The sequence below is a fragment of the Myxacorys sp. genome (assembly GCF_059501405.1).
In genome coordinates, this window is sequence record NZ_JCACCM010000172.1 from 46746 (window position 1) to 65363 (window position 18618).

At 48.4% G+C, this 18618-nt stretch carries 18 protein-coding genes; 13 read left to right on the forward strand and 5 right to left on the reverse strand.

Translation table 11 applies throughout. From position 1 onward, the window contains the following. Positions 1–245 precede the first annotated feature (245 nt). Complete coding sequence (locus AC5I6P_RS24445; RefSeq protein ID WP_495696377.1) at positions 246–692, reverse strand: VOC family protein; 447 nt, start codon at positions 690–692, stop codon at positions 246–248. A gap of 34 nt (positions 693–726) precedes the next feature. Further along, on the reverse strand, positions 727–1773 hold the full coding sequence (locus AC5I6P_RS24450; protein ID WP_495696378.1) for a type IV pilin-like G/H family protein: 1047 nt from the start codon (positions 1771–1773) through the stop codon (positions 727–729). A 337-nt stretch (positions 1774–2110) separates the two neighbouring features. Here AC5I6P_RS24450 and AC5I6P_RS24455 point away from each other — a divergent pair, with 337 nt between their 5' ends. From AC5I6P_RS24455 to hpsU, 5 genes are all read left to right on the forward strand, one after another. Next, entirely contained in the window at positions 2111–3097 is a 987-nt protein-coding gene (locus AC5I6P_RS24455) for an Hpt domain-containing protein (protein WP_495696379.1), read from the forward strand. Between the two features lie 80 nt (positions 3098–3177). Beyond that, a complete protein-coding gene (locus AC5I6P_RS24460) occupies positions 3178–4065 on the forward strand; it encodes an NAD(P)-dependent oxidoreductase (RefSeq protein ID WP_495696380.1) in 888 nt (295 codons plus the stop codon). Between the two features lie 772 nt (positions 4066–4837). After that, positions 4838–6115, forward strand: a complete 1278-nt coding sequence (locus tag AC5I6P_RS24465; RefSeq protein ID WP_495696381.1) for a glycosyltransferase family 4 protein — start codon at positions 4838–4840, stop codon at positions 6113–6115. A 474-nt stretch (positions 6116–6589) separates the two neighbouring features. Beyond that, complete coding sequence (locus tag AC5I6P_RS24470) at positions 6590–7525, forward strand: glycosyltransferase family 2 protein (protein ID WP_495696382.1); 936 nt, start codon at positions 6590–6592, stop codon at positions 7523–7525. Positions 7526–7596: 71 nt separating this feature from the next. After that, the gene (hpsU, locus tag AC5I6P_RS24475; RefSeq protein WP_495696383.1) at positions 7597–8142 is read left to right on the forward strand and encodes a hormogonium polysaccharide biosynthesis acetyltransferase HpsU; all 546 of its coding nucleotides are present in this window, start codon (positions 7597–7599) and stop codon (positions 8140–8142) included. On the opposite strand, the gene AC5I6P_RS24480 is transcribed toward hpsU, so the two are convergent. Beyond that, the gene (locus tag AC5I6P_RS24480) at positions 8143–8763 is read right to left on the reverse strand and encodes a chorismate lyase (protein WP_495696384.1); all 621 of its coding nucleotides are present in this window, start codon (positions 8761–8763) and stop codon (positions 8143–8145) included. It abuts the gene before it with no gap. 188 nt (positions 8764–8951) lie between these two features. Here AC5I6P_RS24480 and thrB point away from each other — a divergent pair, with 188 nt between their 5' ends. From thrB to AC5I6P_RS24520, 8 genes are all read left to right on the forward strand, one after another. Continuing rightward, complete coding sequence (gene thrB / locus AC5I6P_RS24485) at positions 8952–9878, forward strand: homoserine kinase (protein WP_495696385.1); 927 nt, start codon at positions 8952–8954, stop codon at positions 9876–9878. Between the two features lie 74 nt (positions 9879–9952). Next, entirely contained in the window at positions 9953–10465 is a 513-nt protein-coding gene (locus AC5I6P_RS24490; RefSeq protein ID WP_495696386.1) for a DUF1499 domain-containing protein, read from the forward strand. 230 nt (positions 10466–10695) lie between these two features. After that, positions 10696–11382, forward strand: a complete 687-nt coding sequence (yqeK, locus tag AC5I6P_RS24495) for a bis(5'-nucleosyl)-tetraphosphatase (symmetrical) YqeK (RefSeq protein WP_495696387.1) — start codon at positions 10696–10698, stop codon at positions 11380–11382. 102 nt (positions 11383–11484) lie between these two features. Next, the gene (gene rsfS / locus AC5I6P_RS24500) at positions 11485–11931 is read left to right on the forward strand and encodes a ribosome silencing factor (protein WP_495696388.1); all 447 of its coding nucleotides are present in this window, start codon (positions 11485–11487) and stop codon (positions 11929–11931) included. A 708-nt stretch (positions 11932–12639) separates the two neighbouring features. Then, complete coding sequence (locus AC5I6P_RS24505; protein ID WP_495696389.1) at positions 12640–12885, forward strand: hypothetical protein; 246 nt, start codon at positions 12640–12642, stop codon at positions 12883–12885. A 174-nt stretch (positions 12886–13059) separates the two neighbouring features. Next, a complete protein-coding gene (locus AC5I6P_RS24510; protein WP_495696390.1) occupies positions 13060–13551 on the forward strand; it encodes a CGLD27 family protein in 492 nt (163 codons plus the stop codon). A gap of 66 nt (positions 13552–13617) precedes the next feature. After that, complete coding sequence (locus AC5I6P_RS24515; protein WP_495696391.1) at positions 13618–14574, forward strand: asparaginase; 957 nt, start codon at positions 13618–13620, stop codon at positions 14572–14574. 131 nt (positions 14575–14705) lie between these two features. Beyond that, positions 14706–16616 carry an ABC transporter ATP-binding protein gene (locus AC5I6P_RS24520; protein WP_495696392.1) on the forward strand — a complete coding sequence of 637 codons (1911 nt, stop codon included), beginning with the start codon at positions 14706–14708 and terminating at the stop codon, positions 16614–16616. On the opposite strand, the gene AC5I6P_RS24525 is transcribed toward AC5I6P_RS24520, so the two are convergent. Next, positions 16617–17498, reverse strand: coding sequence for a WecB/TagA/CpsF family glycosyltransferase (locus AC5I6P_RS24525; protein WP_495696393.1), 882 nt, complete (start codon positions 17496–17498; stop codon positions 16617–16619). Between the two features lie 172 nt (positions 17499–17670). Next, positions 17671–18606, reverse strand: a complete 936-nt coding sequence (crtB, locus tag AC5I6P_RS24530) for a 15-cis-phytoene synthase CrtB (protein WP_495696394.1) — start codon at positions 18604–18606, stop codon at positions 17671–17673. Positions 18607–18618 lie beyond the last annotated feature (12 nt).

Sequence of the window (18618 nt, forward strand, 5' to 3'; positions counted from 1 at the left end):
TTAGACCTCACCCAAACGTTTGTAAACCGATGAAGAATCTTCGCCAAGCAAGAGCGGATTACTTCTATAGCAAGATACTACTTTAGAGTGATGCGCTTGCTTCACCTTTCTCAGAGAGAATCATGCTATTGGCTTAAGTTCTTATACGTCTGAGCGTTCTCTGTGATGCATCTTCTTGAATTAAAGATTTACTCTTCACAGAAATTGTTGTGGATTGTTCACAAACTTGAGGAGTATTGCCCTCTCTAGGCTTGATTACAGCGAATTTCAAGCATGAAACCATCAGGGTCGTAGAAATAGATTCCGCGTCCTGTGGGGCGACTGACGGGACCGTGATCAATCAAAACGCGATGTTCGTGCAACACTGCGATCGCGCGATCGAACAACTCCGGTGCAATATCAAACGCCAAATGATTCGCTCGTGTGAATGCTGCTTTTGGGTCAGGATTGGGGGGCCGCAAGTCGGGTTCCCAAAACAAATCCAGAATGATGCCATCGGGAGTTCTGAAGTTTGTCACCTTTCCAGAGGCAACCTCTGCTTTTAACGTTGCGGGCACTTCTTCGCCTTGCAGTTGATGCAGTCCTAAAACCGTGCCGTAGAAGTGACGCGACGCCTGCATGTCCCGCACATTTAACGCAATATGATGAACGCCTCGTAAGCATCCGGTAAGGACAGTATTGGGATGAGACATAAGTTACAGCAACAAATAGGAGTTTCCCTCATTATTACTGCACCTTTGCCGAACGGGGAGCGCAGCTAACTTCCCCTTTAGGAGAGAATTCAGGAACGAGCGGAGCATCCATCGACGGCTTCTGAGTTTGACAAATGACTGGAACTGTAGTGCCTGTCTCAGTCGCAAATACTCCGCCGATATAGCTCTTGAGTCCAGCTTCTCGTGGTGAGGCCGTGATGAGGGAGCGATTAGTGCAGGGCGCAACTTCGCAAGCAGCATCACTCACTTTTAGTCGGTAAGCATAGTCGTAGCTTTGAGCCATTAAATTTGCCGATCGCTCCAATTCTTCTAAGCTATTGGCAAAGCGATTATTCTGTTGATAAAACTTTTCTTGCGCCGTGTTCATCGCTTTGAGATACGCTTCTGCCCGTTGTTGCTTTTCGTCGGGCGGTTGCTCGTCAGGAGTTGGCATCACCTCTTCTACCCGATTTTGCGCTGCTTTTGAGGTAGAGAGAAAGGCGGCAACGCCTCCGATGAGAAATGCTCCAACCACAACCAGCATAATGGGCAACGAGTAAGCCAGCCAGTAAGTCTTCAGCGATGAGAAGAAACCGCTGGGCGGCTCCTCAGGCTCCTCCCCCGCTTCGGATTCTTCCTCTGCCTCTTCTTCGGCTGGCTCAGGGGGTAACTCTACTTCAAAATCTTCTAACCAAAGATGGCTATCTTCTTTTAGCTCAATCGGCGCTTCTGGTTCCTCTGGTTCAGCATCAGGATCGTCAAGCCAGAGTAAATCATCTGGCAGAATCGGGTATAGCTCAAGCTCTTGAGTCCAAGAAAGGGAGTCAGTTCCAAGCTTTTTGCCTTGCGCTCTGACAGTTCTAATGGAATCCGTTCCAAGCTCCAGTAAGCCCTTTTGAATAAATGCAGTGAGCGTTTCCCGGTTGAGGGTTTTTGGAGACTCTAACAGAATATTTAAACAGTCGTGTTCTCGTTCGGCATGGGCTGTAATGCCTTTAGGTTCTAAGACTGCATTCATTAATGCTGCGATCGCATCTGGCTCACCCTGTTTAGCGAGATCCAAAAGATTCGACTGTTCCATCTGAAGAAGTTCTCGACGTGGAGTAATTCGCTAATCAACCAACTTACAACCAATTGACACCGCACAATCGCTTCGACGGCGGCAGTTTGCTCTTAATCTACATCATCTTTAGAAAAAAGCTGAATTGGACGCTGCACTTCTGCTCCTTTCTGAATCATTTAAGTAATGCACTCATGCGAATGCCCTTTCAGGAAACCCTTTGACGAGATTCTTTTGTTGAGATTTTGGGGTAGGCAGCTAAGTCCCGGTTCGCCGTGAATGAACGGGGTTTTTGGGAACACTTGTATTTAACAGAACAATACCGTCTATCGTTACTGATTACTCCAGGAGCAGGGCAGTGCAATCAGTTAAGCAGCAGCAAATTCTTGGCTATTTCATTGAAGAAGCGAAAGAACATCTCGATACGATCGAGCAAGGATTAGTCGATCTCAAATCGACAATGGCAGATGCAGAGCGAGTGAATGAGCTATTTCGGGCAGCGCACTCGATCAAAGGCGGAGCGGCAATGCTCGGCTTTGACAGCATTCAGAAAACGGCTCACCACTTTGAGGACTGTTTCAAAATTCTCAAAGAGCACTCGATTAAGGTCGATCAGCGCGTTGAAGACCTGTTTTTAACTGGCTTTGATACGTTGAAGGCACTGATCGTAGAGCTTCAAAGCCCGTTCGGATTGCGAGAAGAGGCGGCTCAGCAAGCGGTGTTAGCCGCAGAACCAACCTTCAATGAATTGCAGAAGTATTTTCAAGTTTTACTCTCTGGTGGAACATCTGGTAGTGGAACGATGCCTACCGCCGCTAAGGGCAAATCTGCTTCTACTCTTCCTGCAAATGCGGCGGCTCAGATCAACGCCATTCTGAAGGCGATGCTGCAACTGTTTAAGCAGGGCGATTCTCCAAAAAGTCGTCAGCAGCTAATTGCCTTGTGCAATCGCTTAATTCAGGTTAGTCCAACGGCGAAACCTTGGGTTGTTGTGGTTCAGATGGCTCAACGGGCGATTAGCGCAGAGCGCAACTCTGAAGGAATTGCAGTTCACAACACGTACGCCACGATCGCGCCCGTGCTAATTCGAGACTTGAAGCAGGCCAGTGACTTGCTTTTAGCAGGACGCACCGCCGAAATTACAGCCAGCGCTAATTTGCAGAAACTCGTTGCGCCTGCAACAACGTTGCGCTCTGCCCCTGCTCCCCAACCTGCACGCGCTTCCACTCCCAAACAGGTGTCTATCCCGCTTGAACCGAGAGCGGCAGCTAGAACCTTGCTAGAAGTGTTCAACAAATCCCAATTGATTGAAATTGCTGAGTTTTTGATGAAAGCTATTCAGTAACAGTTAGGATTAAATCTAGAGGTCTGAGCGCTGAATGAGTAATGCTTTCAGCGCTTTTGAGTTTTAGGAGAAGATCAACCGTGAAGATTGGATTTATCGGAATTGGGCTGATGGGACTACCGATGGCGCAACGGCTGATCGATGCTCAACATTCTCTCACGGCGTACAATCGCACATCCGCTAAGTTGGAGCCGCTAAAGACGGCGGGAGCCAAAATTGTGGATGCTCCAGACCACGCGATCGCGGCTTCTGAAGCGATCGTTCTCATGCTCACTGATGCCACCGCGATTCGCAGCGTATTGCTGAGCGAGGCATCACGACAACATCTCTTTGGGCGCATAGTGATTCAGATGAGTACGATCGCGCCAGATGAAAGTCGAGAGATTCGAGATGAGGTTGTGGCAGCAGGTGGAGAATATATCGAAGCACCCGTGCTTGGCAGTATTCCAGAAGCTCAATCTGGCAACCTGATTGTGATGGTCGGTTCAGAACCAGCGCAGTTTGAGCGAGTGTTGCCTCTTCTAAATGTTTTTGGTTCAGAACCAATCCTTCTAGGTGCAGTCGGATCTGCTTCTACGGTGAAATTAGCGCTAAATCAACTGATTGGCTCAATGACGAGCGCTTTTTCTGCCAGTTTAGGGCTTGTCGTCCGTCAGAATGTGGATGTAGAAGCGTTCATGAGTATTTTGCGTAAAAGTGCGTTGTACGCGCCAACCTTTGATAAGAAGTTGCAGCGAATGCTGGATAGAAACTATTCAAATCCTAATTTTCCAACCAAACATCTCAAAAAAGATATCGATCTCTTTATTAAAACCGCTCACGCTAATGAGTTGAGCGTTGAGAATGTGAAAGGAGTCCGCAACGTCCTTGAACAGGCACTTCACCAGGAACTTGCAGAAGGGGACTATGCCGCTTTGTTCTCCATAATTTGTCCTAGCGTTCCCTCGACGTTTGCTGAGCGATCGTGACGGGCCTTAGTAGCTATCCAGTCTTCTTAGCTGTAATGGATACAACAGCTATGTTTAAATTTGCTCACTTCCCTCTGTCGCCGTATATACTGCTGGTGAATCTGTTTACGGAGACCTTGAATTAGATTTGGCTGAATCAGCTTGAGCTGTTGTATTGGTTTGAGTTTGACCGAAGCTTTCACGAAATGATTAGCGCTTGATTGGCTATGGTTGTTTTTTGCTTACTGAAGGTGAGCATCTATTCGAGTAAATTTGGTTTGCTAAAAGAGCTTTGGCCTGGAGGTACAAAATAAAACTCAGTACTTTCCGGAAAGCTTTCTCTTGAAATGAAAGATACATCAGATACCGTTCTAGGCAAACTCTGACTTCTACAGGCACACCAATGCCATCATTTAGTGTTTTTTGTACAGGCAATAGTCTAAGTCACCCTATTAATGTGAATTAATAGAACTTGGTTTAGAAATAAATGTAAAAAAGAATACTTAGAAGGGCATTTTAAGCTCAGTGCAAGTAAGTAAATATTCTTCAAGAAAGCTTTAGAGACTCTTGAAGAGGCAAAAAGATTTCCTGAAGACCACCTGAAAAGGTTTTAGAGAACACTTCAAGGTCGTTAATGTTACAACAGCCCCACTAGTAACATTAATCGACACTTTAGCCCCAGCTAAATCCCCACGGTGTCCTCTGAGTTACCCAACTCGATTGTACCTCTCGCATCGCCCCCGCAGAATGACCCGTTGAACGCGACAGTCACCGTTTGAGTCCAACACAAGCTATGCGTGTCTTAATCTATTCTTACAATTACTATCCAGAGCCAATCGGGATTGCACCACTCATGACCGAACTCGCTGAAGGCTTAGCCAAGCGAGGGCATGATGTTCGAGTCATCACAGCGATGCCAAATTACCCGCAGCGACAAATTTACGAAGCGTATCGGGGGAAGCTTTACACAACGGAAGAACGCAACGGAGTGACGATCCAGCGTAGCTATGTGTGGATTAAGCCAAAGCCAAGTCTAGTCGATCGCATCCTGCTAGACAGTAGCTTTGTCTTCACTAGCTTTTTCCAAGCGCTTCGAGGTTGGCGACCAGATTTGATTCTGTTGACTGTGCCGCCTTTGCCTGTGAGCGTGCCTGCCGCCCTCTTAGGTTGGCTGCACAACTGCCCGATCGTTCTCAACGTTCAAGACATTCTGCCTGAGGCGGCGGTGCATGTCGGGCTAATCAAGAACAAGCTGATGATCCGTGTTCTTGAGTCTCTAGAGAAGTTTGCCTATCGCACAGCCCACACAGTAAGCGTGATTGCAGATGGCTTTGTCGATAATCTAGAGCGTAAAGGTGTTCCATCAAGCAAAATCACCTGCATTCCGAACTGGGTCGATGTCAATTTCATCAAGCCTTTGCCGAAAGACAACGCCTTCCGAAAAGCACATAATCTGGAAGGTAAGTTTGTTGTGCAATATTCCGGTAATATCGCCCTGACGCAAGGGTTAGAAACCGTTGTAGAGGCGGCGGCTCGATTGCGAGATTTTCCAGAAATTGCGTTTGTGATTGTGGGTGAATCAAAAGCGATCGCGAAACTAAAAGATTATTGCGCGGCTTGTGGTGCAGAGAATGTTATGTTGCTGCCCTTCCAACCCAGAGAGCGGCTTCCAGAAATGTTGGCGGCGGCTGATGTTGGCCTGATTGTGCAGAAGCAAAACGTGGTGTCGTTCAATATGCCGTCTAAAACGCAAGTGCTGCTGGCAAGTGGGCGTCCGGTGATTGCTTCAGTGCCGAGTACCGGAAGTGCAGCGAAAGCGATCGAGAAGAGTCATGGTGGCGTGGTTGTAGAGCCAGAGCATCCAGAAGCATTGGCGCAGCAGATTTTGGAACTTTACAAAAACCCTGAGTATGCCGCATTGCTTGGCAAGCAAGGTCGTCAATATGCGATCGAGCGGTATTCGTTTGAGCAAGCGTTGAATCAGTACGAAGCGCTGTTCCAGAAGGTGAAAGAAGGCTCTGAGGCAGTTAAACCTGCTTATGCATTGAGTGTGAATAAGTCAAGCAGTTAGTTAGCTGTTTTTGATTCTCAGTAAAGTTAAGGGTTTATGTTTCATGCATAAGCCCTTTTTTTGACCGCTTGAGTGTTTCTAGAGAACTTCTCATCACGCCGTTTCAGAGTTGCTCAGGACTGCCGCAAAGATTCTTGTGGCAATGGTATTGAGATACCTTCTGGAAGGTGCCTGAGGATGTAACAGACATCAGACGGCTTCATGCTTCCTTGCGTAGCGTTGCGGCAGGCGTCTGCTATTAAACCCGCTGCCAAGATGTGAGTCGTGTTGCTGTCAACTTTTGGAGCAATTTTTGGAGCAATACAAAGCGATTTGCAGAATATAAAATTTTTAGTAATTTGATCAAATCGCGTGGGCATTATAAAGACGAAATCAAGCTAATCTGTCTATCAATCCTGCATCTTAAGGCAATTGTAAAGTGATGGTTTCTGGTTGGTCTGAGATTTTGACGACATTTCCTCTGTTGGCTTAACAATGATGACTTCTAATCTAGCTAAAGTCCCGGTTTCCGTTCTAATTCCAGCAAAAAATGAAGAAGCGAATTTGCCCGCCTGTTTGGAGAGCGTTGCCAGAGCCGATGAGGTGTTTGTTGTTGACTCCCAGAGTAGCGATCGTTCGGCTGACATTTCCCAAAAGTATGGCGCGACGCTAGTTCAATTCCAGTTCAATGGTCGCTGGCCTAAGAAGAAAAACTGGTCGCTGGAAAATCTGCCGTTTCGCAATGAGTGGGTGCTGATTGTCGATTGCGATGAGCGCATCACGCCTGAACTTTGGGAAGAGATTGAAGCAGCAATTGCTCAGTCTGACCATGATGGATACTATCTCAATCGTCGAGTCTTTTTCTTAGGGCAATGGATCCGTTATGGTGGCAAGTATCCAGACTGGAATCTTCGCTTATTTAGACATACGAAAGGACGCTACGAAAACTTAAATACTGAAGACATTCGCAATACTGGCGATAACGAAGTTCATGAACATGTTGTTCTGCCAGGTAAGGTTGGCTATCTAAAGAACGATATGCTGCACATTGACTTCAAAGATCTGTATCACTGGCTAGAGCGTCACAACCGCTATTCCAACTGGGAAGCGCAGGTGTATTTGAATGTGCTGAATGGAAAAGGCGATAGTGGCACGATCGGAGCTAATTTGTTTGGGAATGCCGTGCAGCGCAAGCGATTTCTCAAAAAGATTTGGGTTAGGTTGCCGTTCAAGCCCTTCTTGAGATTTGTACTGTTCTATTTTATTCGGCTCGGATTTTTAGATGGTAAAGCTGGCTATACTTACGGGCGTCTGCTCAGCCAATATGAATATCAGATTGGGGTAAAACTCTACGAACTACAGCAGTGTGGTGGTACGTTGAATACGCAACCTGTACCAACTCTTCAACCCATTCCTCAACCTGAGTCTTAATGCTGGAGAAGATAGAGAGAGAGGGTGACCGGAGATCTCTTCCTGCACCGATTTTGACTGCTAAACCCCTTGTGAATTTACAAAACTATGACCAATCCTGGTTCGATCGCGGTCGTCCGGGGTGGGTTGTGTTGTTGTGGTGGCTGGTGCAAGCGATCACATTCCCGCTCACGCCTCAACCGTTTAACAACATTAGACGCGGCATCCTACGACTATTTGGCGCGAAGGTTGGAAAAGGCGTTCTGGTTCGCCCGACCGCTAGGTTTACCTATCCTTGGAACGTGGAGATTGGTGATTATAGCTGGATTGGGGATGATGTAGTGTTTTATAGCCTCGATCGCATTCAGATTGGTGAACATTGTGTCATTTCGCAGAAAACCTATCTCTGTACGGGAAGTCATGACCTGCACGATCCGAGTTTTGGATTGGTGACGGGAGCGATCGCGATCGGAAATGGCGCTTGGATCGCCACGGACTGCTTTATTGCTCCCGGTGTGCAGATTGGAGCTAACGCAGTCGTAGGTACACGCAGCAGTGTTTTCACGTCGCTTCCCGAGCAGCAAGTTTGCTGGGGCACGCCTTGTCGTCCTCAGTATGAGAGAGAGTTCCGAGCCTAGCTATGTCGATCGCTCCAACCGCATTGGACCTAAATATTTTTCTAAGTAAGGCGAAAAAACTTCATAAATTAAGGTTAGGGGCTGTCCGTGATGCCAGAAGAGATAATGGCGTCCCCAGAAAGGTCCTGGATGTCCAAACGCTTCTTCTAAGGCTTTGGAGTGACCGTAGTACAACCCTTGAATATCACGGTATAGTTCGGCCCTAAGCCGAGAAAGATTTAGCCAAATGGGTTGCGATCGATTCTGCAAATAGTCATCAATGTGGCTCAACTCCCACCACGAGGTGGCATATCCTAACCGTTGACCAGAAGCTGTTCTAAGCCAAATCTGGCGACGTAGACGAGGTCCAGGAACTTTCTCAATCGAGCTTGGGGCATGATCGGTCGCAAATCCGATCGGCGACATATCTAGCACATCTACTTCTGTGCGTTCGCCTGTGAGGAGCTGCAAACAGTGAGTTGGAGAGCCATCTCCAAGCATCATCATCTGCCAAGTTGGGGCAAGTTGAGTGTGGGGTAATCCTTGCTGAATGTCCTGTTCGCCGCCCTGCCAAAGAGGACTGAGAGCGTGCCAAGTGGTGGGCAAGATTGCGCTATCTTTGGGTCTAAAGGTGGCAGTCACGTTGCTTTACAGAAGTTAACTTATCTTTAATGATAACGCTCTCAGTTCAGTTACTGCGGTTGCTTCATAAATTTGGAGTCTGAAGCCATCTTCTAGGGCTGCAAATTATGTCGGTGCTGCGCTATGAGAAATGCTGGTAATCTTCTAAACGGGTTGTCCATTCAGCATCTTTTCTCGCAAACGTTCATATGTCTACTGTCACCGTTAAAGTTCCTGCCACGACTGCAAATATTGGTCCCGGATTTGATTGCTTGGGAGCGGCACTCACTCTCTACAATCAGTTCGCCTTTTCACCGCTATCTGATGGAGAAGCTTTAAGGATTACCGTGAGCGGTGCAGAGGCGAATCGGGTTTCTACAACTGCTACTAATTTGGTGTATCAAGCCTTTTGTAAGCTATGCGATCGCATTAACAAACCTATCCCTGCGATTCACCTTGATATTCAAATGGATGTCCCCTTAGCGCGGGGATTGGGAAGCTCAGCGACGGCGATCGTTGGCGGGATTGTCGGTGCGAATGTTTTGGCAGGTTCGCCGCTCAGCCCCGATCAGTTAGCAGATTTAGCGACGGAAATCGAAGGTCATCCCGATAATGTAGTTCCGGCGCTGATGGGTGGTTGTCGATTGGCAGCATCAGGCTATGCCGAGACTGAAACTTGTCGCCCTTGGGAAATCTGCGAATTGAGTTGGAATGCTAACGTTGTTCCCATTGTTGCCATTCCCGATTTTGAGCTTTCAACGGCAGACGCAAGAAAAGTGTTGCCTGCTGACTATAGCCGTGCTGATGCTATCTTTAACGCGGCTCACTTAGGATTGCTCCTGCGGGGGTTAGAAACTGGAAACGCGGATTGGTTAAGAGCGGCGTTGCAAGATCGAATTCATCAACCTTACCGTCAGGCGTTGATTAGGGGATATGACGCTGTGCAGAAGGGCGCGATCGCGGCAGGTGCGTATGGCATGGTGATCAGTGGCGCAGGTCCGACTCTGTTGGCGCTGTCTGATCCGAATCAAGCCGAATCAGTGCGATCTGCAATGGAAAACGCTTGGATAGCTCGAGGGATTGGCGTACAGGTGAAAGTATTGACCCTTGATACTCAAGGAGCGCGCATATCGTGAGGCGTCGGCTCTTTGGTTAGTCAGTTCCTTGTGCTCTAAACTGAGGATTAAGTTTTGTTAGGACGCCTTCTCTCATGCTCAGACGCCTAGTTCTCATCCTGTTCGTTGCGATTTATTGGCTTACCTCTACTCAATCCGCAGGTGCAACTCCTCTTCAGTCCGTTCCGGTTGCCGCCATCTTTTCATTCCCGAACTCTCGACCCGCTAACTTGGGAATCGGTAGCACTGGCTTTGCTGCCTGCCCTAAAACACCCAACTGCGTCAGTAGCTTCAGCACCGATCCAGTCCACCAAATCGAGCCACTGCGCTATACATCCTCACCCGAACAGGCATTTACTAGTTTAAAGCAAACCATTGCAGCACTGCCCAGAACCAAGGTCATTAGCGAAACAGATACCTACTTGTACACAGAATTTACAAGCAGATTTATGGGGTTTGTGGACGATGTAGAGTTTTCCTTAGACAAACCTGCGGGCATAATTCAAGTGCGATCTGCTTCTCGTTTAGGTGAATCGGATTTAGGCGTCAATCGCAAACGAATCGAACTCATTCGCATAAAGCTAAAAGACGCTGAAAACGTTGGTTAATTGGCTAGAAAACTACAAAAAAGGAGCTTCCACACTGGAAGCTCCTTTTTTATTTAGAAAAATTAATCACACGGCTTTCTTGACAAATAAGTGCAGCATCATAAACATTTTGTACCCAAACTCATGCGTTAGAATGGGTTAACAAGCCTTCTATTTTCCGAACTTCGTTGTGATTCCTTCGGAAGCTTGAGGGCATCTGCTCTCATCTCCTAAAGGAGTGTTCCATTTGAATGCGTGAGTCGCCGAAACTCTTCCGTCCTAACTATCCTAAAGCTGATTCTGCCAACGCTCCTATCCTGAGTGCGCCTCAGTTTTCGGATGAGTTTCAACCGTTGCGGGAACGAGCGATCGCGTGGTTAAAGTTAAATGTGCCCGAAACCCGACTGCGGCACATCATTCGAGTCGAGAAGATGTCAGTTGAATTGGCTCAACGCCATCGGCTTGATCCTGAGAAAGCGGCGATCGCAGGATTAATGCACGATTTAGCCAAATTTTTCAAGCCCGATCGATTACTGCAAATGGCAAAGGATGAAGGATTAGAACTCGACGCGATCGATGAACTCAATCCCCATTTACTTCATGCAGATGTTGGTGCGATCGTGGCCCGTGATGAATTCGGAATTCACGACCCTGATATTCTCAATGCAATTCGCAACCACACGCTGGGCAGACCGCAAATGAGCTTACTGAGTTGCGTCGTCTATCTGGCGGACGGCTTGGAACCGGGGCGAGGGAGCACCCCGGAGTTAGAAGAATTGCGTCGATTAAGTCGTCAAGATTTGGTCGAGGCAACGTGGAAGTCAGCTGATTGTTCTATCAAACATTTGATTCAGGCACGACATCTGATTCACCCTCGAACCGTTGATACTCGTAATTGGTTTTTACAAACCGCAACGCAACGCTCTCGAAAATCCTAATATCCTAGAGTTATGCCACCTAATTTTAGATATCGATTGTCTCGCTGTTCGCATTTCCTAATGTCCAATTCAACTCTTTACGTAAAAGGAATTTAGACCTGAATGGCAAATCTTTCTAACCAACAAACCCTCTCCACCATCGCGAATCCTGCACTGCAAGCATCAGATCGAAACTATGCTCTGGCCTTGGCGATCGCAGAAGCGGCTGATGAGCGCAAAGGGGGCGATATTGTCCTTCTCAAAGTTGGCGATGTCTCGGTGTTAGCAGATTACTTTGTGTTGATTACAGGTTTCTCGAAGGTGCAAGTGCGCGCGATCGCGGGCATGGTTCAAGACAAAGTAGAAGAACAGTTCGATCGCAAGCCGATTCGCTCAGCCGGGCTTATGGAGGGCACGTGGGCTTTGTTGGATTACGGCGATGTGATTGTGCATATCATGATGCCCACGGAGCGCGACTATTATGGGTTAGAAGCGTTTTGGGGACATGCAGAAAGCACGCCGTATAGTGCGCTGGCGCTACAGGCTTCTGACGGACTCACGAATCAGTAATCTCCATTCGGCGAGTAACAATGAACTAAAACTGGTATCGATAGTTGCTCGCTGAAGGATATTTGCAATCAATGCCGTTTCGTTGGTAGCCAATTTAAGTCAATTGGCTACTGTTTTTGTGCAATTAATTATTGATCTAAGTCAGCTAGTTTATAATTTGTTGTCATTAACTAAATCGGCTATGACTCAAGGACAAAGGAACTTACCAGATTTATCAAGAAATCCCATAGTCGTAACCCTAACTCTGCTAATAGGAGTCTCAGGATTAGTTTTTGCCGCAGACCAGAAATGGCATTTTTTGCCTGAATGGAAACGCCCAAGTTTTAGTATTGTGAGTCCCTCTAATCAGTCTTATGTCAAAGTTAAAGAAACTGTCAAAGGAACTTGTCAACGTTTACCCGAAGACGCCTATCATGGCTATACGTCCAGTCTTCTCCACCTAATAACAAGTTTTATTTGAAAGATATTTCAAATCAATGTCGTGGTAAGAACATTGTTTAGAAGCTAGAAGAGCTAAATATCGGTGGTGCTACGAGTCGGGGCAGAGCTTACTTGCTAGGAATTGCTTTAGTAGATGAAGGAGGGCATCAACAACTCCAGTTAAATTCAAAAGAACTCGATAATCTTCCAGACGGCGCAAAGAAGAGCAGTGAAGTTCTGGTCAACCGAAAGTAACTGTTGATCTATGTACGAAGAAAAGTGGAAAGGATGATGCAAAGTCTCAACCTTGATCAAACCGTAACCGCTTGGTCACCTACTGCCGAAACTGTCTTTGTTTCTCACAGTGAAGAGAAATATGCTCGCTTCGTTAAGATGCTCGATCACCTCATTGACCAAGTAGGTGAAGATGAAACTCATCCCCTTGCATCTCTTATGGAAGTGATCGGTGTTCTGATCGAAACCTACGAAGCTGAATGTATTCCTGAGCTAGAGGAAATTCTTCGCTCGCCCTGAGCGCCCCTCGAAACTTTGCAAGCAAATTGCTACTCTCCTTAACTGCATCACTATATCGCTAAGCGCGATCGCAACTTCCCCTGACTCCATCCTCCAAGGAACTTCAGTGCGCTGCAACCGCTAAAACTCTTCTATACTAACGAATAGTATTCCACTCACCTCTTTGGCTTGGCTATGAGTTCTGCCACCTGCCCCGTTCCTGTAGAACAGCGGCCCATCAACGAGTATCAAGACCTGAAAGAATCCTGGTTCTTCCGGTGGGCGACGTTGGATGGGTGGGGCTACATCCAGCCGATCGTGGTGCTTTGGGCGCTAAATTGGATTGTGGCAGGCCCGATCGCATCAGTGAGTTTTGCGCCCACAAAGCACCTCCCTCAGTTCCTGCTGCTTGGATCGATCGGTGCAAGCTTAATTCCGATTTTGGCACTAGTTCGGCTCTACCTAGGTTGGGTCTATGTGAGAACTCGATTGCTTAACACCGATGTATTTTACGAAGAATCAGGTTGGTATGATGGGCAGATTTGGGAGAAGCCGCCCGAAGTGATTGATCAAGATCAGTTAATTGTGTCGTATCAGATTCAGCCGATTTTGCGGCGGTTGCAAAAGACCTTTGCCGCGATCGCAGGTGCTTTTCTAGCGCTCATCGCCTTGTGGTGGCTTTTGTAAGGCACAATCCTAACAACTCATAACGTTTTTTCAAGCTCGTCTCCACCTAGTGTTAGAGTCTTTTCCATGACAAGGGGCAAACGCATTCAAAGCACCGCAGAGCTAGAAGTTAAGCTACTGCGGGAAGGCATTACAGAATCGGTTCATTCGGCTCAGGCGATGATTTGTGACGATCGCGGTCGCATTCTCCTCTGTGCTGGAAACGCTGAGGCAGCTACATTTGCACGATCCGTGCTGAAACCGTTTCAAGCGCTAGCCGTGACCACGACCGGAACGCTTGAAAGCTTCGGCTTGACCGATCGTGATTTGGCGATTATCTGTAGCTCTCACAAAGGCACGATCGAGCAAGTCCGGCAAGTGTTCAATATTCTATGGCGCGCAGATCTAGAACCGACTGCCTTGCAGTGCCCAACTCCAGAGGGCAAGAAAAGTCCACTTCAGTACAACTGCTCTGGTAAACATGCGGGCATGTTAGCGGTTTGCAAACAGCGCGGGTTTCCGCTCAACAGTTACCTCCAGTACAACCATCCGCTTCAGCAGTTGATTCTGGGAAAGATTGCTGAACTGCTGCAAATTCCAGCGGAAGAATTTATTCCAGCGCGGGATGATTGCGGCGCACCGACTTACTACATGCAGCTCAGGCAGTTGGGGTGGCTCTACGCTCAGCTTGCCTCTGGTAATAGCTTGGATATGGAGCGGGTTTCGCGATCGATGACTCATCATCCAACGATGGTGGCAGGGGATGGAGAGTTTGATACAGAACTGATGCGCCTCACTGAAGGAGAGATTATCAGCAAATCAGGGGCGGAAGGCGTGCAGTGTATGGGTCGTGTCGGAGAAGGCGTTGGATTGGCGATCAAAGTGAAAGACGGCGCGAAGCGAGCCAAGTATGCGATCGCAATTCACATTCTGCAACAAATGGGCTGGATTACGCCGACGGTGGCTGAGAGTTTGTCCGAAACTTACATTACCCTCGGACGCTACAAGCGCTTAGATGTCATTGGCGACTTATCCATGCTGTGAGCAACTAATGATGAGCAACGAAGTCGTTCCCTTGATCGTCTGATTGGGGACATTCGTCGCCTAAATTCGTTGTTAAAATTCACAGAACTGCGTTCACACTATTAGTATTTAGCTCTACTGTTCCGCCTCCTATGAGTGACACTATCCTCGACGTTCGGAATCTCGAAGTCCAATTTAAGACCGATACCAGAGTCGTCAAAGCCGTAGATGGCATTTCGTTTCAGGTCAAGCGCGGACGAACGTTAGGCATTGTGGGAGAATCCGGATCAGGAAAGTCGGTCACTTCATTAGCCGTCATGGGGCTGATTCCCAATCCGCCCGGACGAATTGCGGGCGGCGAGATTTGGTTTAACGATGATCAGAGTGCCGGAAAACCGGTCGATTTGCGGACGGTTTCAACCGAAAAGCTGCGAGATTATCGCGGCGATCGCATTGCGATGATTTTTCAAGAACCGATGAGTTCACTCAACCCGGTCTATACATGCGGCTACCAGTTGGTTGAAGCCATTCGCCAGCACACCAAGCTTTCGGAGTCAGAAGCCCGGCGGCGAGCGGTTTCGCTGATGCAAGAAGTGCGAGTGCTGCCGCCCGATGCCGAACTGAAGCGGCGGCATGTCGAAGATCTTCATCAAAATTCAGGCATTCTGCCAAGCGAAGCCGATCTCGATCGAGAAATTAACCGTCAGAAGTTAGCGATACTCGATCGCTATCCTCATGAACTATCGGGCGGTCAGCTTCAGCGCATTATGATTGCGATGGCCATTTCCTGCAATCCGACCCTGTTGATTGCCGACGAACCCACAACGGCGTTGGATGTCACCGTTCAGGCGACGATTTTGGATTTGCTGCGAGAACTGCGCGATCGCAGAGGCATGTCGATGATGTTCATCACTCACGATTTGGGCTTAATCGCCGAAATTGCCGACGAAGTAGCGGTGATGTACGAAGGCAAGATTGTAGAGTACGGCTCTGTCCTCAATATCTTCTCTAATCCGCAGCATCCTTACACCAAGGGGCTCCTCACCTGCCGCCCTCAGCCGACTCGTCGCTTACGACTCTTACCTACGGTTTCAGACTTCATGGAAGTGGTGCTGCTTCCGAATGGAGAGAAGCGGCTCCAAGAGAAGAAGCTGGATGTGAATGTGGCCCTAGCAGAAAATCAAGAAGTGAGTGAAGCCGAGTTTGATCGGCGCATGAAAGCGTTGCAGCAGCAAGAACCGCTGGTTTCGGTGCGTGATCTGCAAGTGGCGTTTCCGATACGCGGTGTATTTGGGCAAACAAAACGCTACATGACGGCGGTCAATCACGTCTCGTTTGATGTCTATCCTGGCGAAACATTAGGATTGGTAGGTGAGTCGGGGTGCGGAAAATCGACCTTGGCGAGAACCTTGATGCGCCTAATCGAGCCAAAGGCAGGACAAATTCTGTTTGAAGGGCGCGATATTCTAGCGCTCTCTAGCAAGGAGGTTCGGCAACTGCGGCGAGAAATCCAAATTATTTTCCAAAATCCCTACAGTTCGCTTGATCCGCGCATGAACATCGGTGAGGCGGTGATGGAACCGTTGCAAATCTATGGGCGCGGCGGCAAGCGACAACACCGCGATCGCGTTGCCTATTTGCTAGAGCGAGTTGGTCTGAATCCAACCTGGATGAATCGCTATCCCCACGAATTTTCTGGCGGTCAGCGTCAGCGCGTCAGCATTGCGCGATCGCTGGCACTCAATCCTAAATTCATTATTTGCGATGAGTCTGTTTCAGCGCTCGATGTCTCGGTGCAAGCTCAAGTGCTCAACCTGTTGAAAGAACTGCAATCTGAGTTTGGATTGACGTACATCTTCATTTCGCACGATCTAAGCGTTGTGAAATTTATGAGCGATCGCATCATTGTGATGAATCACGGCAAAATTGAGGAAGTCGGCACGTCGGACAGCATTTACCTGCATCCGCAGCAGCCCTACACGCGCCAACTGATTTCAGCGATTCCCCTCGGAACCCTTGATCGCATTCGCGAACGCCAGCTCCAGCGTGGGCTGTCTGCCTAATTAGGATGGGGATTGTCCGCTGAATTTTTGCTTCATTACCAGCCAGAAGAACGGCAGATCATCCACAAAATAGCGCTTCCAGAGGCGCTTGGGTTCGCAGTACAGCCGATATAGCCACTCAATGCCAGCGCTGCTCATCCACTGCGGCGCTCTGGGTTTGTTGCCTGCCTCAAAGTCGATCGACGCGCCGACAGCCATGAAGATATCGATGTTGGGTAGCTGGTCTTTGTATTTGGAGATCCAAATTTCTTGTTTGGGTGCACCCACGCCAATGACCAAAACCGTTGCCGCCGAGCGATTGATGAGATCCACAATCAGACGGCATTCAGCTTCATTCTTCTCAAAGCCAAAGGACGGCGAATGCGCCTCTACAATAATGTCTCGGCCAATCCGGTGATTAATGCGTGCTTGCGCCCGCTCAGCTACCCCTGCTGCACCACCCAGCAAAAAGATTTTGATGTTCTCATTGTGTCGGTGATGCTCACAAAACACGGGAAACAAATCAGAACCAGAGATTTTAGCTTGGAGTGGAGATCCTAAAAACCTAGAGGCATAGAGCACAATTTGACTATCGCAGATTTTGTAGTCTGCCACTTCATAGGCCTGTCGAAAGGTGGCGTCTTGCTGAAGCTTCATTAAGTGATCGACATTGGGAGTGAACACAACGCCCTTCGTTAAGCGATTCAGCAGTTCAGTCCTAGATAGATTGTCAATCTCAACGTTCAGAATTTCTACTTTTTCGTGCCCAATGCGATCGCTGAGCGAACGGCGATTCTCTTGGGTAATCGCATTAGCAGTTGAGGCTAAGACAGCTTTCCGAAAGTCTCGGTAGAGCCGTTGGACCTCTTCTCGTCTTACAACTTTTGAAGTGTTTTGGGACATGATGGCAAATCTGAGTCGAAACAAGTTCCGGGGCAAGGAAGCACACACTACAAAAATGTGTAGCAATCGCTACGACGCCTTACTGTAGCGTTCCCATTTTGTTTCGAGTTTCAGACTGAAATCACGTTAGACGGCCAAGTTCATCAACATTGCACAATTGCAACGCTATGGTTCACAGAACTTTTGCGCGCAGCCAAGCAATCGGCAACGACATCATTTTTTTGCGACCAGACACAAATGCTCGCTTTTGGAAGTTGTCGTAGCCGTTGCGCTCAATCATGTCAAGAATCTGGCTGTACATCATCAAGGCAGACCAGACAGGTAGCCGAGCATCCTCGCTGAGGGCGCTAATGCCGCGCTCTGCTAGAGCATAGAATTTGCGAGCACGCTCAATTTGAAAACTCATGAGCGCTTTCCAACGCTCATCGATCACCCCTTTAATCAAGTCCTCTTCGGTGTAGTCAAACCGCGCTAAGTCCTCCATTGGAAGATAAATTCGACCGCGACGGGCATCTTCACCCACATCCCGCAGAATGTTGGTGAGCTGGTTGGCAATACCGAGCGCGATCGCTTCTTCAATTGGAGGCGTTGCGGATGGGTCATCCCAAGGTGCCGATCGCAGTCGTGATTCGGTTCCCATCACGGTGGTAGACATTAGCCCTACCGTTCCGGCAACGCGATAGCAGTACAACTCCAGTTCCTCAAAGGTTTCGTAGCGACTGCGGTAAAGATCCATGCGCTGCCCATCGATCATGTCGCGGAATGGCTGAATATCGAGGTCAAATCGCTCTAAAGTGTCAACCAGCGCTACATCTAGATCATCGTGGGGATGCCCCACAAAAATCTTCTCTAGCTGCTCTTCCCACTGGTCGAGCGTCTCGTTGGTTGTAAGATGCGCCGCTGGGCCATCGACTAACTCATCGGTGCGGCGACACCAAACATAGATTGCCCAAATTGCCCGACGCTTCGGGGGAGACATTAACATGGTTCCCAGGTAGAAGGTCTTCGAGTATTCGGCAGTGATCTCGCGACACCGTTCGTAAGCCTCCTCCACGGAAGCCAGGGTTCTCTCACAGGAAGAAGATTCGGGCAATTGTAGCATTCTCATGCAGATGGGAAG

Coding starts and splice junctions, on each gene's coding strand:
- rsfS (WP_495696388.1), top strand. CDS start 11,485: ATGGCAAATCTTTCTAACCAACAAACCCTCTCCACCATCGCGAATCCT.
- AC5I6P_RS24510 (WP_495696390.1), top strand. CDS start 13,060: ATGAGTTCTGCCACCTGCCCCGTTCCTGTAGAACAGCGGCCCATCAAC.
- crtB (WP_495696394.1), bottom strand. CDS start 18,606: ATGAGAATGCTACAATTGCCCGAATCTTCTTCCTGTGAGAGAACCCTG.
- AC5I6P_RS24520 (WP_495696392.1), top strand. CDS start 14,706: ATGAGTGACACTATCCTCGACGTTCGGAATCTCGAAGTCCAATTTAAG.
- AC5I6P_RS24490 (WP_495696386.1), top strand. CDS start 9,953: ATGCTCAGACGCCTAGTTCTCATCCTGTTCGTTGCGATTTATTGGCTT.
- AC5I6P_RS24505 (WP_495696389.1), top strand. CDS start 12,640: ATGATGCAAAGTCTCAACCTTGATCAAACCGTAACCGCTTGGTCACCT.
- AC5I6P_RS24450 (WP_495696378.1), bottom strand. CDS start 1,773: ATGGAACAGTCGAATCTTTTGGATCTCGCTAAACAGGGTGAGCCAGAT.
- yqeK (WP_495696387.1), top strand. CDS start 10,696: ATGCGTGAGTCGCCGAAACTCTTCCGTCCTAACTATCCTAAAGCTGAT.
- AC5I6P_RS24525 (WP_495696393.1), bottom strand. CDS start 17,498: ATGTCCCAAAACACTTCAAAAGTTGTAAGACGAGAAGAGGTCCAACGG.
- AC5I6P_RS24445 (WP_495696377.1), bottom strand. CDS start 692: ATGTCTCATCCCAATACTGTCCTTACCGGATGCTTACGAGGCGTTCAT.
- AC5I6P_RS24515 (WP_495696391.1), top strand. CDS start 13,618: ATGACAAGGGGCAAACGCATTCAAAGCACCGCAGAGCTAGAAGTTAAG.
- AC5I6P_RS24465 (WP_495696381.1), top strand. CDS start 4,838: ATGCGTGTCTTAATCTATTCTTACAATTACTATCCAGAGCCAATCGGG.
- AC5I6P_RS24470 (WP_495696382.1), top strand. CDS start 6,590: ATGATGACTTCTAATCTAGCTAAAGTCCCGGTTTCCGTTCTAATTCCA.
- thrB (WP_495696385.1), top strand. CDS start 8,952: ATGTCTACTGTCACCGTTAAAGTTCCTGCCACGACTGCAAATATTGGT.